Annotated in this window: 16 protein-coding genes; 6 read left to right on the top strand and 10 right to left on the bottom strand. The window is 34.6% G+C overall.

Annotated elements, in window-relative coordinates; all coding sequences use genetic code 11:
* The coding region (locus B0A66_RS19020) for a helix-turn-helix domain-containing protein (protein WP_089051447.1) at positions 1–341 on the bottom strand (341 nt) is incomplete at its 3' end.
* 299 nt (positions 342–640) lie between these two features.
* Positions 641–781 carry a hypothetical protein gene (locus B0A66_RS22985; protein ID WP_165766657.1) on the bottom strand — a complete coding sequence of 47 codons (141 nt, stop codon included), beginning with the start codon at positions 779–781 and terminating at the stop codon, positions 641–643.
* 107 nt (positions 782–888) lie between these two features.
* Here B0A66_RS22985 and B0A66_RS19030 point away from each other — a divergent pair, with 107 nt between their 5' ends.
* Positions 889–1,395 carry a hypothetical protein gene (locus B0A66_RS19030; RefSeq protein ID WP_089051449.1) on the top strand — a complete coding sequence of 169 codons (507 nt, stop codon included), beginning with the start codon at positions 889–891 and terminating at the stop codon, positions 1,393–1,395.
* Positions 1,396–1,768: 373 nt separating this feature from the next.
* Here B0A66_RS19030 and B0A66_RS19035 read toward each other — a convergent pair whose 3' ends face one another.
* The 4 genes from B0A66_RS19035 to B0A66_RS19050 all read right to left on the bottom strand — a co-directional run bounded on the left by B0A66_RS19035 (position 1,769) and on the right by B0A66_RS19050 (position 5,191).
* Positions 1,769–2,416: an FEKKY domain-containing protein gene (locus B0A66_RS19035; RefSeq protein WP_165766658.1), complete on the bottom strand. Its 648-nt coding sequence runs from the start codon at positions 2,414–2,416 to the stop codon at positions 1,769–1,771.
* 40 nt (positions 2,417–2,456) lie between these two features.
* Positions 2,457–3,677, bottom strand: a complete 1,221-nt coding sequence (locus B0A66_RS19040) for a hypothetical protein (protein ID WP_089051451.1) — start codon at positions 3,675–3,677, stop codon at positions 2,457–2,459.
* Positions 3,677–4,141, bottom strand: coding sequence for a hypothetical protein (locus B0A66_RS19045; protein WP_089051452.1), 465 nt, complete (start codon positions 4,139–4,141; stop codon positions 3,677–3,679). Before B0A66_RS19045 ends, B0A66_RS19040 begins: the two co-directional genes overlap by 1 nt.
* A 699-nt stretch (positions 4,142–4,840) precedes the next feature.
* Positions 4,841–5,191, bottom strand: coding sequence for a winged helix-turn-helix transcriptional regulator (locus B0A66_RS19050; protein WP_089051453.1), 351 nt, complete (start codon positions 5,189–5,191; stop codon positions 4,841–4,843).
* Positions 5,192–5,288: 97 nt separating this feature from the next.
* Here B0A66_RS19050 and B0A66_RS19055 point away from each other — a divergent pair, with 97 nt between their 5' ends.
* The 5 genes from B0A66_RS19055 to B0A66_RS19075 all read left to right on the top strand — a co-directional run bounded on the left by B0A66_RS19055 (position 5,289) and on the right by B0A66_RS19075 (position 10,219).
* Positions 5,289–6,611: an NtaA/DmoA family FMN-dependent monooxygenase gene (locus B0A66_RS19055; RefSeq protein WP_089051454.1), complete on the top strand. Its 1,323-nt coding sequence runs from the start codon at positions 5,289–5,291 to the stop codon at positions 6,609–6,611.
* 33 nt (positions 6,612–6,644) lie between these two features.
* On the top strand, positions 6,645–7,400 hold the full coding sequence (locus tag B0A66_RS19060) for an NADPH-dependent F420 reductase (RefSeq protein WP_089051455.1): 756 nt from the start codon (positions 6,645–6,647) through the stop codon (positions 7,398–7,400).
* Between the two features lie 196 nt (positions 7,401–7,596).
* Positions 7,597–8,415 carry an SDR family NAD(P)-dependent oxidoreductase gene (locus B0A66_RS19065; protein WP_089051456.1) on the top strand — a complete coding sequence of 273 codons (819 nt, stop codon included), beginning with the start codon at positions 7,597–7,599 and terminating at the stop codon, positions 8,413–8,415.
* A gap of 58 nt (positions 8,416–8,473) precedes the next feature.
* Complete coding sequence (locus B0A66_RS19070; RefSeq protein ID WP_089051457.1) at positions 8,474–9,370, top strand: helix-turn-helix domain-containing protein; 897 nt, start codon at positions 8,474–8,476, stop codon at positions 9,368–9,370.
* 81 nt (positions 9,371–9,451) lie between these two features.
* Entirely contained in the window at positions 9,452–10,219 is a 768-nt protein-coding gene (locus B0A66_RS19075) for an SDR family NAD(P)-dependent oxidoreductase (protein WP_089051458.1), read from the top strand.
* 388 nt (positions 10,220–10,607) lie between these two features.
* Here B0A66_RS19075 and B0A66_RS19080 read toward each other — a convergent pair whose 3' ends face one another.
* The 4 genes from B0A66_RS19080 to B0A66_RS19095 form a co-directional block, all read right to left on the bottom strand.
* The gene (locus B0A66_RS19080) at positions 10,608–11,615 is read right to left on the bottom strand and encodes a zinc-dependent alcohol dehydrogenase family protein (RefSeq protein WP_089051459.1); all 1,008 of its coding nucleotides are present in this window, start codon (positions 11,613–11,615) and stop codon (positions 10,608–10,610) included.
* Between the two features lie 140 nt (positions 11,616–11,755).
* A complete protein-coding gene (locus B0A66_RS19085; RefSeq protein ID WP_089051460.1) occupies positions 11,756–12,337 on the bottom strand; it encodes a Crp/Fnr family transcriptional regulator in 582 nt (193 codons plus the stop codon).
* Between the two features lie 45 nt (positions 12,338–12,382).
* Complete coding sequence (locus B0A66_RS19090) at positions 12,383–12,772, bottom strand: nuclear transport factor 2 family protein (RefSeq protein ID WP_089051462.1); 390 nt, start codon at positions 12,770–12,772, stop codon at positions 12,383–12,385.
* Positions 12,773–12,837: 65 nt separating this feature from the next.
* Positions 12,838–13,716 (bottom strand): MBL fold metallo-hydrolase, encoded by an 879-nt coding sequence (locus tag B0A66_RS19095; RefSeq protein ID WP_089051461.1) that lies wholly within the window; start codon positions 13,714–13,716, stop codon positions 12,838–12,840.
* Positions 13,717–13,726 lie beyond the last annotated feature (10 nt).

The following is a 13,726-nucleotide window of genomic DNA, read 5'->3' on the forward strand; positions in this document are numbered from 1 at the left end:
ATACGCTCGTATAAAGCAATTTTTTCTTCATGAAGTTTTTTTAATTCGTCTAACGGGCTAATATTAATTGTTCCATGATTAAATGAATTATCTCCAAAAGTATTTGCAATAAAATTTACTGCTTTTTCCTCATCAAAATTCTGAAAAGCTTCTACAGGAATTTTTAGTGCCTGTGAGATCTGATCTAGTAGATCAACTTCAATTACATCTTTTTGCTCCAGCATAGAAATTTTCTTCTGATTCCATTCATTTCCCAAATCAAAAGCCAATGATTCTTGTTTTATGCCAAGCATTTCTCTGAAACGTTTTACGTTTCTTCCCTGATGTATTTTCTGTTCCATAATGAATATCAATTTTTCTAAAGACTCAAAAATAAAGCCATTTGGATTAAAGATCCTGAATTTCAAAGATAAAAAAATATCTCGTAAAACATCTTTCTTATCAGACATTATATACAGGATTATCTATGCTTTAGTTGAATGTTTTCTGATAAAACTTCCCACTAAAATTTATTGGGAAGTTTGTGGGGAAATTCCGTTTAGATAACCGTACAGATAGATTTGAAGAAACGCTCGACTATTATAACTCGGAAGCCGCTCTCTTTTGAGGGTATTAACTTCAAAACCAAACTTAGATAAATCTACAAAAGAACCAAAGCATCTATAAAACGAACTTGATTCTCGGGACTTATAGCGTCTTCTAAATTCGAAATACGCATCTGATGGCGGGAAATTCCTAAAATATGTTGAATGCTTAAAAATACGAAAAATCCTGTTTTCATAATCGTATTTTAGTATATTTGTTTTTTATGAAACGGGAGTTTTTACAGACTAACGTTGGGCGATATGCTAAATCAAACGCTGCTCAAAAATTGAAATAACAAAACAGATGAAAAAAATAATAATATTAACACTCTATTTTTTCGCTTTCGTACTACAATCTTGCGATGACAAAACAAAAAAACAAGGACAAGTAGAAATACAAAAAACTATAGAAACAAAGAATGGTTCCGTTTTTGAAAACAATGTGCAATCCAAAAATAAAAAAAATGATAACATTGTTTTGGGTGAAGACATTTCTGAAATAAATGCTTATGCAAAAAGAATATACAAAATAAATGGTGTAATTTATATAGATTTGGATTTAGTAGAAATCCGTTACCCGACAAAAGGCGAATGGGATGCAGGTGACAGAGAAATCGTCAATAACAATCCAAAAATCCGAACTTATGTAATTGATAATAATACTTCTATTCTTTCTAATGTTTGTAAAGAACTGAAATCATCAGAATTATTCCAAATACGAGAAAGTGTTCTAAAGGATAAAAATATTATTATAATTGGTCGATCAGAAAACGGAAAAATGCAGGAAATTAATTTTGGTTGTTATGGCTAATAAATACTGTAAATGAAATAAAAACCAAATAATAGTACAATCGTACAATCGAGTAGACGGCTCCACCCGCTGGCGCGAGCTTCTAGTTCGTGAATGCTTAAGTGTCTTTCCACTAAAATTTATTGGGAAGTTTGTGAGGAAGTTTTGAAAATTTTATATATCAAAGATAGCTCAATTAGCAATAATTACGCATAAAAAAAAAACATTTCGTTAGAAATGGTATTTTTTGTGACCTCGACTGGACAAATTTCTATAAATTTTACGGATGATTTGAAGAGATTGGCTTACTTTCAAGTTAATTTGTAAGATAATTATATTTTATTTCGGTTCGAAAACGGTTTGTATGTCTTGTAGGGGTTCAGTGTTAATTATCCTAATTTTTCTTCAAAAACTCATTTAATCCAATAACGTCTCTTCTAATCTCAGATTGCCAAGTTTTTTTATATTTCTTTTTTAAATACTTAAAAGTAAGTTTATTGTAGGTTGTGGCATATTCAATATTACGATCCTGAATTGGAGAATAGCTTATTTTGTATTTTATTTGAAATTCATAATCTGCTTTTTTCAAAGTGTAGTCTGAAACAAAAATCAATGGATTGCTGTTACAATCGTTCTTAAAATTGTATTTGGGATTGTTGGCATTTTTTAAATCCTTAGCAGATATAGTTGTACTAGCAAAGCAAGGTTTTACTTTTTTTATAGGTAAAGGAGGAATTATACAGTCGTCATCATGTGAATGATCTATTTGTAATATCACCTCGATATCATTTAGGCTCGTATTAACTCTTTTTGAATAATGTCCTAGAGAAGTAAAAACTAAGAATTGATTTGAATTTGCTTTAATAGAAAAATAACCATCCCAATCGGTTTGTGAACTTGTTTTTGTCCCTTCAACTAAGACATTTGCTCCCGGAACAGGAAGTCCGGTACTATCTCTAACTACTCCGTAAACTATTCTGTTTTGCGCAACGGATAATTGCGAAAATAGAATTAGGATAAAAAATAGTTTCAATTTTTTCATATTTAGATTTTTATTAAACATTCATTGAAATCTTTTAGCTTTAATGAATTTCATCAACTGTCCAGTGAAAAAGAGGCTGCAGTAATGGCAATTTTTTCCACGGAAGTAATTTAGAATAAATATTGATGCCTAATTCAGGAGAATAAATGGTTAATGTTTTTGAATTTTTAGCGAATTTATAATTCAATATTATTTTTTCACCATTATAATTAATTAGTGTGAATTGATTTCTAGTTTCATTTATTTCTAAATAATAATCTTCCATTGTATCATCTGCATATTGAAAAATAAAATAATTATCTCGATGTATGAAAATGCGTTTTATTTTCAGGTTTACAGAATTTTTCGTCGTGTCATTTTTTTCTACTTTCACAACTTCATATGCGCCGCGAAGTGGATTCTGAATACTATTGTCATTATTAAAATTTTGGTTTCGAATGTATGGAAAAAGAGATTCCATGAAAATAAAAAAAATAATAAATGTTTTTATGGTAATTCTTATTGGTTTTGAAGTAATTAAGTCCGAACCTTTAAGTTTTGATAATGCCGTCGGTTTATTTGATATAAAAAATTGAATTATTTTTTTCAAATTCGGAACAAGCAATAAAAAACAAATCAAGATTAAGAACAATGAATATAACTTTACTGAAATATCAAATCCAAAATTAACGAAAACTACATTTATCAAAACTCCAAAAAGAATACATAATCCAAGAGTTCTCGTTTTGTTATAAAAAAGCATTAGGGCGGGAATTATTTCTATTAAACCCATAAAAACATTATAAAAAAAGGAGGTTCCCATTGTGCTCCAAAACAAAATATCTTTATCCAACATTCCTAATGGAGTGTATAGCGTATTAGGTTCTGGAAGATAAAACTGGACTTTAAAGATTTTGTCAAAACCATATTTGAGCATAACACAGGCCAAGTAATAGACTAAAACGATTTGAAATACCTTATTAATTTGATTTTTATAGATTTTCCAAAAATTAAAGAGTGAAAATACTATTGTAAAAATTGAAGAGAGAAATAATAAAACAAAAAACAGACCATAAAGTGTAGTTGAATCTGAAGTAATTTCAGGATTTGAAATAGTAATATTTCCTATTTTTGTAACAGTATTGGCTATCAAATTCTGAAATAAAAGTTTGGTTGTTACAGATTGGATACTAAAATACTGGAAAGAAAAGGGAATAAATACAATTCCTAAAAAAGAGAACAATATTAATGTTTGATAAATGAAATTTTCAATTCTTTTCATTAAAAAGGATTTTTGAAACCTATAAAAACTACACTTCCAATAGGATTCACAAAATAGATTGGGTATCTGTATGGAGGTGCAAGTTTTATATAGTCGACAGAGTTCTTTTTGTTAAATAAACTATCACTTATTATTGTGGTTTTATATCTAAAGTTTGAGTTACCTAAATTTTTATAATTATCTAAGTTTTTATAATTACGTTTTTGTTGTTCTGTATACTCATCAATTGATACCCTCATTTTTAATATGGAATGAGACTTGTCTATAGCAATAACCGTATCTAAAATTACAATGTGATGTGTAGGTAATCCAAAGTTAGAATTTCTAATATCGAACAAATTTTTCTTGTAGGCTTTTGAAAATGTACTTTTAGAACCACTGTGGCTTTTGTGCGCTATTACCTTTGTTTGCGCAAAAGAGATTGTAGTGATAAAAAATAAAATGAATAAGATTGTTTTTCTCATGATACAAATTTTGGTTTTATAGTTTTGAATTAATTATTTGTAAAAACGATAGTTAAAGGTATAAAAATAAAAAATGACTTTTTAAAATGTCATATCTAAGAGAATTAAATATCCGTCTTTTAATTATATATGTCGATTTGGTTTAAAAGGTTGGAAAGAAACTAGATTTTCAATAATTTAAATTTGGCTATTTTTTTCTATTTAAAGGATAATTGTGAAAATAGAATTAGGATAATTTATATCCTTAGAAGGACTTTAAACCATCATTCAGCTCCGGCTAAATCTCTAATAGCGCCACTTTAAGACTGTTTATTTAAAAACTGACTAAGGATTCCTTTTGAAAAAATCGAACCATAAAATATTAGATCGTAAAGGCTTGAAAAATCTACATTTTCGGCATAAAAAAAGAGACAACTAGTAATTAGTTGTCTCTTCTTGTGACGGGAACAGGACAAATTTCAACATCTTTTTTGGATGATTTGAAGAAATTGGCGTACTATCTGTAATGTCTGTCTTTCATTGGCTTTGTAAATTTGGTTTAGATGTCCTGTTGGGGATTGAAGTAGAGTTTACGCAGCTTATACATGATTTTGGCATAAAATGTAATCAGATAATTTTATATTCACCTAAAGGCCAAAAATAAATGTAGCTACATTTTGTAAACATAAGCATTAGCTAAGTAATTAAATTTCTGCAATATTATCTTTCTTGAAAAATTTTCTTCTTATGGTTTAATCCCCAATCTTTCATAGCGTAGATAATAGGGGTCAAGGTATCTGCATAGGGTTCTAAGCAATATGATATTTTGACAGGATAATCGTTCGTTATAATCCGTTTGATCAGCTGGTGCTGTTCAAGTTCCTTAAGTTCTTTTGAAAGTACTTTTGGAGTTAATCCTGGAATGCTCTCTTGAATTTCAGTAAATCGGCTGTTTCCTACACCTACAGAAATAATGATGGATAATTTCCATTTTCCATTAATTACTTCAAGTGTGTCCCGTACTGGCTTAACGGTATTTAGGCACTCACAATAAGGTTTCTTTTTCGGCATGATAAATTATTTATTTCGCTTTCCTTTAGGAAATAGCTATACAAAGGAAAGTGATTTTGTTTAATTTTGCAATATAATTAATCAAAATATTCAATTTATGAATGCTGTAGGAAAAATGCTTATTGGACTTCATCTTGGAAATGGATACGGATCTCAATCGGGGGCTTGGCGTATGCCGGGAGTTGATCCCAAAAGCTACACGAGTTTTGATATCCGTGTAAAGCAGGCTCAGGCTGCAGAGCGTGGAAAATTTCAATTTATATTTTTACCGGACGGTCCCGGTGCAGTTATGACAGATATAGAAACAGAATCACCCGTTTTCAATCTTGATGTGATGATGACCCTCGCCGCAGTGGCCAGAGAAACTCAATATATTGGATTGGTCGCTACCGGATCAACCACTTTTAATGAACCCTTTAATCTAGCCAGACAATTTAAGGCTTTGGACATTATGAGCCATGGCAGGGCCGGATGGAATGCAATTACATCAAGCGGAGAAGATGTTGCAGCCAATTACGGAAAAAGAATTCCGTCGAGCCAAGATCGTTATGGACGTGCCCATGAGGCTGTCCAACTCATTCAATCACTTTGGGGGAGCTGGGGAAAAGATGCCTGGATACATAACCAAAACAGTGGGCAGTTTGCAAAGAAAGATCAGATTCTTCCAATCAACTTACAAGGTAAGTACGTCGGTTCAAGAGGACCTCTATACATTCCACCATCAGAGCAGGGACAGCCAATCATCTTTCATGCAGGCGGCAGTCCCAACGCACATCAGTTGGCAGGACGCTTTGCTAATGTGGTAATAGGTACAGCATTTACAATTGAAGATGCAAGAGCGCAGCGTAATGCATTTAGAGCGGCAGCAAAAAGTTACGGTCGTGATCCGGATGAAATCAAATATATTGCCGGACTGATGACCACCATTGCCAAGGACAGACGCACGGCGCTCGATCGCCGAATACAGTTAGGAGGCAGTTCACTTATACAAAAATTTGAATACCTGCAAAAAATGCTGGGTATTCCACTTGATCTTTCCTTGATAAATGAACCAATTTTAGAATTGCAGCTGGAAAATGCCCGTCCATCTCATTATCCTCGTTCTTCCAATGCATTGAAAATTGCTAGGCAAGGCTGGTCCGTTCTTGATATTCTTGCTCACGGCGTGATAGATTACCATCCTGTAATTGCAGGGCCGGGCGTAGAAGTGGCAGATCATATGCAGGCTTGGTATGAAGCCGGTGCTGCGGATGGGTTTTGGATTTCACCTGATGTTAATTCGGATGGAATTGATGCCTTTGTTGATCATGTTGTTCCGCTGCTTCAGGAGCGAGGGCTTTTCCACAAAGAGTATGAAAGCAAAACTTTGCGCGGACACCTTGGAGTTCCGGATCAGTATGGAATTGATCCAAGGGTTTAAATTGAAAATTATAACAAATGAAACTTATATAATATGAAAATAGGAATAATAGGTACCGGAGCAATAGGCGGTACGATCGCAAAAAAAATGGCACAAGCCAGTCATGAAGTGAAAGTGAATAATACAGATCAGGCTGATAAATTACAGACCCGTGCTGAGGAGTTAGGTGTTGAAGCTGCAACACTAAAGAATGTTGTAAAAGATGTAGATGTCATTATTTTATCATTGCCTACCATAGCAATACCAACTTTGCCTAAAGATTTGCTGGCAGGCGTTCCAGAAAATGTAATTGTGGTAGACACATCCAATTATTATCCGTTCCGTGATGCCGATATTGAAGAGATCAAAAACGGAAAAGTAGAAAGTATCTGGGTATCCGAGCAATTGGGAAGGCCTGTTGTAAAAGCTTTCAATAATTTGCTGGCAGAGACGCTGGCAAACGGCGGAAAAAACAGCGGTGCTGAAGACAGAATAGCAATGGCTGTAGCGGGTGATGATCCGCAGGCTAAAAAAGTAATTGCCGCATTAGTTAATGATGCCGGTTACGATGCAGTTGACTCGGGCAGACTTTCTGAATCTTGGAGACATCAGCCAGGGACTCCTGCTTACTGTACGGAACTTAATGAAGAAGAATTAAAACAAGCACTCTCTGATGGTGTAAAAGAAGCAGCACCGTCATTAAGAGATAAGGCCATAGCTGATCTTTCTGCCCTGCCTTCCTATCCATCACATCCGGAGGTAGTAGATTACAACAGAGGATTGTTTCAAAAAAATCCTAAGTCAAAATAAATTATAATGACTGAACTGCAAAATCCCTCTCAATAAATGAGATGGGATTTTGTCTTTTTATATTCCATCTTTGAAACAGTAAACCAGAACCGCAGCAATTTCGTTAAAATGTTTCATTATTGCCTACTTTTGTATCATAACCGTCTGTACCATCTGTGCGAACTTTGTCCATATCAAAATATTAAAAATTAGTATCATGGCAAAAACAATTTTTATAACAGGTGTTTCCCGTGGATTCGGAAGAATTTGGGCAGAGGCATTTTTAAAACGCGGCGATAATGTGGTTGCGGCTGTTCGCAATCCTGAAACACTAACCAAGCTTAATAAAGAATTTTCATCATCTCTTTTGGTGCTAAAACTTGATGTTACTGATCGAAACGAAAGTTTTGAGGCAATTGAAACTGCAAAAAAGAACTTTGGCAGTATCGACGTGTTAATAAACAATGCCGGTTTTGGACACATAGGGGCAGTAGAGGAATTAAAAGAGCAGGACGTAAGGGCCCAGTTTGAAACTAATGTACTGGGATCATTATGGACTATTCAGGCAGTTCTGCCTATCATGCGCCAGCAAAAATCAGGACATATCATTCAGCTTTCAAGTGCGCTGGGTTTGAATACGGTATCATTAATGGGGCTGTATAGTGCAACAAAATTCGCTGTTGAAGGCCTTACTGAAACACTCGCGGGTGAAGTAAGCCGATTTGGCATTAAAGTTACCATAGTAGAACCAGGTGGTTTTTCTACAGATTTCTTCGGGACCACTTCTCTTGCACTCAGCGAATCAATACCAGCTTACGACGGTGTACGAAAAGATTTTTATCAGCATGCTGGCGAGCAGGATTCAGGTAACCCTGCAGCCACTGCCAAAGCTCTTGTCAAGCTTGTTTATTCTGAAAATCCGCCACTCAGATTACTGCTGGGAAAAACTGCTTTTCCCTGGGTGCAGCACACTTACTTAGAAAGACTGAAAACATGGGAATCATGGCAGGATGTGTCGGTGGCAGCACATGGTTAGTGGAAGTTTAAATTAACAGAATCTAAATTTACCGGATCTGTTTTTACAATTAAGAACAATGATACATTTCAAAAAAATCAGCGATCTGCATGAAGCGCTCGATATCAAACCTCCCCAGAACCCGCTCTTTAGTGTCGCATATGGTGAACGGGACACCTGCAGTGGTAATAATATTCTGGAATTTTCATCTGAATTTTATATTATAGGATTTAAAAAATTGAAATCTGGAAGCATGCAGTATGGCAAAACAAAATATGACCATGATCGCGGCTCCATGTCGTTTACAAAACCCCAGCAGAAAGTAGTCTTTAAAAATGTGGAATTAGAGGAAAAGGGATTTCTAATTATGATTCATGAAGACTTTTTACCGGGAACAGTCCTTTACAACGAAATCAGGAAATATAGTTATTTTGATTACGAGGTTAATGAGGCTTTGCATCTTTCACCTGCAGAGGAGGATATCATTTGGAATCTGTATTTTAATATTGAAAAAGAGTACAACAATAATACTGACGAACTCAGCAAAGCCATTATTGTAAGTCATCTGGATTCCATGCTTAAATATTCACAGCGCTTTTATAAAAGACAGTTTATAAACCGTACAGAGCTCACTGGTTCTACTGTCACAAAGTTTAACGCTTTGCTTGCTGCTAATTTTGAAGAAAGAAAAACAAAAAATATTGGATTGCCAACGGTATCTCTCATGGCAGAAAAGCTGAATATATCTTCCCGTTATTTAACTGATTTGCTCAAACAGGAAACAGGAAAAACGGCGCTGGAGCTTATTCATCTTTTTCTAATCGGCGAGGCAAAAAACTTACTGACCGAAGGCGAACTGAATATAACTGAAATTTCTCACCTGCTTGGTTTCGAAAATACGACTTATTTTTCACGCCTTTTTAAAAAAGAAGTAGGGAGCACGCCAAATGAATTCAGGGCAAACATATTAAATTAAAAGTGGTAAACATAATAAAAAAAGTAAGAGATATACTGAATAAAGAATTAATTAAAACACATAAAAGTTTAAATCAATAAAATGTCAAACAATCAAAATAAAATAGCATTAGTAACAGGCGCAAGCCGTGGACTTGGAAAAGATTCGGCTTTACAGCTGGCGAAAAAAGGATTTGATATCATCCTTACCTATCAGACCAAAAAAGAATTTGCGGACCAGGTGGTAAAAGAAATTGAAACTATTGGACAAAAAGCGTTTTCATTGCCTTTGGACATTTCTTCAACTGACGGTTTTGACCAATTTGTAACTGAAGTAAAAGAGGTTTTAGATGCTCAATTTTCTTCTGCTAAATTAGATGCGCTGGTAAACAATGCGGGTATCGGAATTAACCAAAGTTTTGAAACAACAACAGAAGAAATTTTGGATGCAATGACAAATATCCATTTCAAAGGCCCATATTTCTTAACTCAAAAACTATTACCATTACTGAATGACGGCAGCAGCATCGTAAATACGTCTTCTGGTCTGGCAAGATTTTCTTTTGCTGGATATTCCGTTTATGGCGCGATGAAAGCTGCAGTCGATTCATTATCAAGATACCAGGCATTGGAATTGGGAAGCAGAAAAATAAGAGTCAATTCCGTAGCTCCAGGGGCTATTGAAACTGATTTTGGCGGGGGTGTTGTACGTGATATTTCAGATTTGAATAAACATCTGGCTTCTGAAACTGCTTTAGCAAGAGTCGGTTTGCCCGATGATATTGGAAGTGTGGTAGCCTTTCTTTGTTCTGATGATTCCAAATGGATTAATGCGCAGCGAATTGAGGTTTCTGGGGGATATAGAATATAATAGACCTTCACATCAAAAAAGCTATTTGGCTGGTTTAGATTGGTTTTTTATGCGTTAGTTTTATCAATCCAAAGGCTTTTGTTTTGATCAACAAAAACGAGTTAAGTTATTTATAGGGTAATTAAAAATGGCGCCAATTGTCTTTAATTGGCGCCTTTTGGCTGTGGTAAGCTCAAATGGACAAATTTCTATAAATTTTATGGAAGATTGGAAGAGATTGTTATACTAAATCTATTGTCTGTTTTCATTGGTTTTATGAATTTGAATTTGATTTCCCTTTGGCGATCGAATGAAAATGATACATCAAAAAAACAAAATCTTACCTCTTTTTATTAAAACCGTCTTAGCTTTTTGTGGCAGAAAAGAAATCCGCTCGATGTTTAATTTTCTATATATTCACTACAATTTTTCCAAATTGCTGATTGGATTCCAGATAGTTATGAGAAGCAACGATGTCATTAATATTAAAAACTTTATCGATAACAGGTTTCAATTTTTCTTCGGCTAACCCTTTGTCAATAAAAGTTATGGCTTGTATTAAAACTTCCATATTACCCATCACTTCAATAGCTGAATAGCCTCTAATAGTTGGGGTTTTCATCAAAACATCAAATGCTGGAAAACTGGCAGGTTCGTGACTCAATGCACCATAAACAAATACTTTTCCATTTTCTGCAACAGAACTTAAAAGGTTACTGAATTTAGCACCGACAACAGGATCTAAAATTAAATGCGCACCTACATTTTCTGTGATTTTTAAAACTTCAGCTGCAATATCTTGCTCAGCTGTTACGATTACGTGAGCTGCACCCGCTTTTAATAAAGCTTCTTTTTTCTTTGCCGAAGTAGTTAAAGCAATTGCAATTCCTCCAACATAATTAGTCATTTGAATGGCTGCCAATCCTGCACTACTCGAAGCAGCATTAATTACCACAAATTGTGCCGCTTTTAATTGTCCCGAATGTACCACCATACCATACATTGTTAAATAACTTGTCCAAACGGATGCTGCTTCATCAAAAGACAAATTCGATGGATATTTGTGTATTGCATAGGATGGCATATTAATATATTCGCCATAAGAAGCATAGTTGTGTAAAGAAAAACCCGGAACAACATTCACTAAATCACCAACTGCCAAATGCGAAACTTCGGCACCAACTGCTTCAATAATTCCTGAGGCTTCATAGCCCAATTGAGCTGGAAATATAGGATTTTCGATATACATTCCTTGACGGTACATCGCATCGGCTCTGTTAATTCCAATTGATTTAACCTGAATTCTTACTTCTTGAGGTTCAGGATAAGACACTTGTACTTGTTCAATTTTCAATACTTCCGGAGTTCCAGTTTCGTGAAAAACTACTGTTTTGGACATTTTTGATAAATCGCTCATTGTTTTATTTTTTATAATTTTTTAATTGATTTTGATAAGGCAAAGTTGCATCAAAGTCAATCCCCGTAACAATGAGATATGATAAAAAAAACCGTTGACATTTGTCAACGGTTTCTATAATTTAAAACTTAAAATAGAGTTTATTTCGTTCCTTGTTTTCTAATTCGGCTCAATGTTTCTTTAGTAATCCCCAAATAAGAAGCAATAAGATGCTGTGGAAACCGCTGAACAAACTGTTGATGATGAGCTGCAAATTCTTCATAGCGTTTTTCAGCCGTGTTGCTGATGGTAGAACTTAATCTGCGTTGGTTGACAATGGCATTCCTTTCGTCCATTAAACGTATCATCTGTGCCATTGCAGGTATTTTGTCCATCAAATCCAACATTTCAGCTCTTGTAATAATAAGAAGTTCGGTGTCTTCCCAAGCATCAATATTATAAACAGAGGGTGTAAGCATTGTTGAACTCTCGCGATCGTTTGCCCAATAATTTTCAACAAACAGATGTACAATATGTTCTACACCTTTATGATCAACACTGTATTGGCGCATAGCCCCTTTTACAATAAAACCAGCATATTTACATACATCCCCTTCCTGCAAAAAATATTGCTTTTTTCTTAGCTTTTTGGGTTGAAAAGTCGCAACAATTAAGGCTTGCTCTTCACTTGTAAGCGGTAAGTTTACATACTGGCTAATATAGGCTATTAATTTTGCGTGCATTGGTTTTATGATTCATTAAAACAATGCAAGGTATAAAAAAACACTTTATTTCAAAGCATCATTTACAGTCTGGCTGTCTACAAATTGTTCAAAACTGATAATCTTACTGTCTTTCAATTTCCAAACGTGTGCTACTCTGGCTATGAATGATTTGCCTGTAATTTTATAGATTCCTGTATAAGTTCCGTAAGCAACGACTTTATCCCCGCTGGCCAGGTAATCTTCCGGGGTAAATTTATAATCTATCCATTCACTTCCTAATCTGCTGAAAACGTTTTTGGTTATATTTTCTAATCCAATGTAAGTTCCTGCATATGGAAAGCCTTTTGCTTCTGTCCACGAAATATCTTCGGCAGCATATTGAGCGAGATTTTGACCATTTTCCTCTGAAGTTTTTCCTTCGTAAGTGCTTTTAATTATTTCAATATTTGTCATTGTCTTTTTATTTAAAGAACAGCCTGACAATACAAAGAGTGCTGTCAGACTGTAAAGAATATACTTTACCATTTCATTTCTCCAGTATTTACTTTTGCACCAATCTGCAAGGCAGTTTCAAAAGTAAGTGTTGGATATTTTGTTTTCAAAGCAGTAATTAAGGCTTCTGATGTTTTATTGGTTTTCAAAGCTTCTTCGTAGAATTGAATGTAACTTTTGGTATGATTTACAGCAGCAATATCAAATGGAGAATTGGAATTAGTGTGGGCAGGTACTACAATTTCAGGTTTCAATGCCGAGATTTTATCTAAAACGGCAATCCAGTTTTTACGCGTTTCAGTAGTTTGAGCATCCGCCATCCAAAGATGGAAACTAGTTCCAAAAACATTGATTCCGCCCACAACTGCTTTGATCGAAGGAATCCATACAAAAGTCTTGTTCGGAAATTCTTTCAAACCAATGATTTCTAATTTCTGACCTTCCAGTTCAATACTGTTTCCTTTTAAAACCTGAGGCAAAACAACATTTGACGTAATAGCTTTACCTAATCGTTCACCCCAAACGTCTAATTTTTTTTGCGCCGTAGCCTTAATTGCTTCTACAGAAGCAGGTGATGCATACGCCACTACATCCGGGAAATATTTTTTAAAAATCTCCAATCCAAAATAGTAATCAGGATCTGCGTGCGAAATATAAATTGTGGTTAATTTTTTTCCGCCTGCTTTAATTTCCTGCGCAACTTTTTCGGCATCCCCCAAAGTAAATTGGGCGTCAATCAAAACCGCATCTGTTTTTCCCGATACGATTACAGATGCTACGCCAAAGCTGTTTTCTGATGCGTTGTAAATTTGAAGTTTAAAATCTTTAATTTCAATTGTTTTGAAACTCTGTGCTTGTGATTCCATATTAAATAAAATTAAAATTGTTATAAATACTGTCGAGATAGTGTGTTTC

Origin of the sequence: Flavobacterium hercynium (assembly GCF_002217285.1) — a bacterium.
Taxonomy (GTDB): Bacteria; Bacteroidota; Bacteroidia; order Flavobacteriales; family Flavobacteriaceae; genus Flavobacterium; species Flavobacterium hercynium.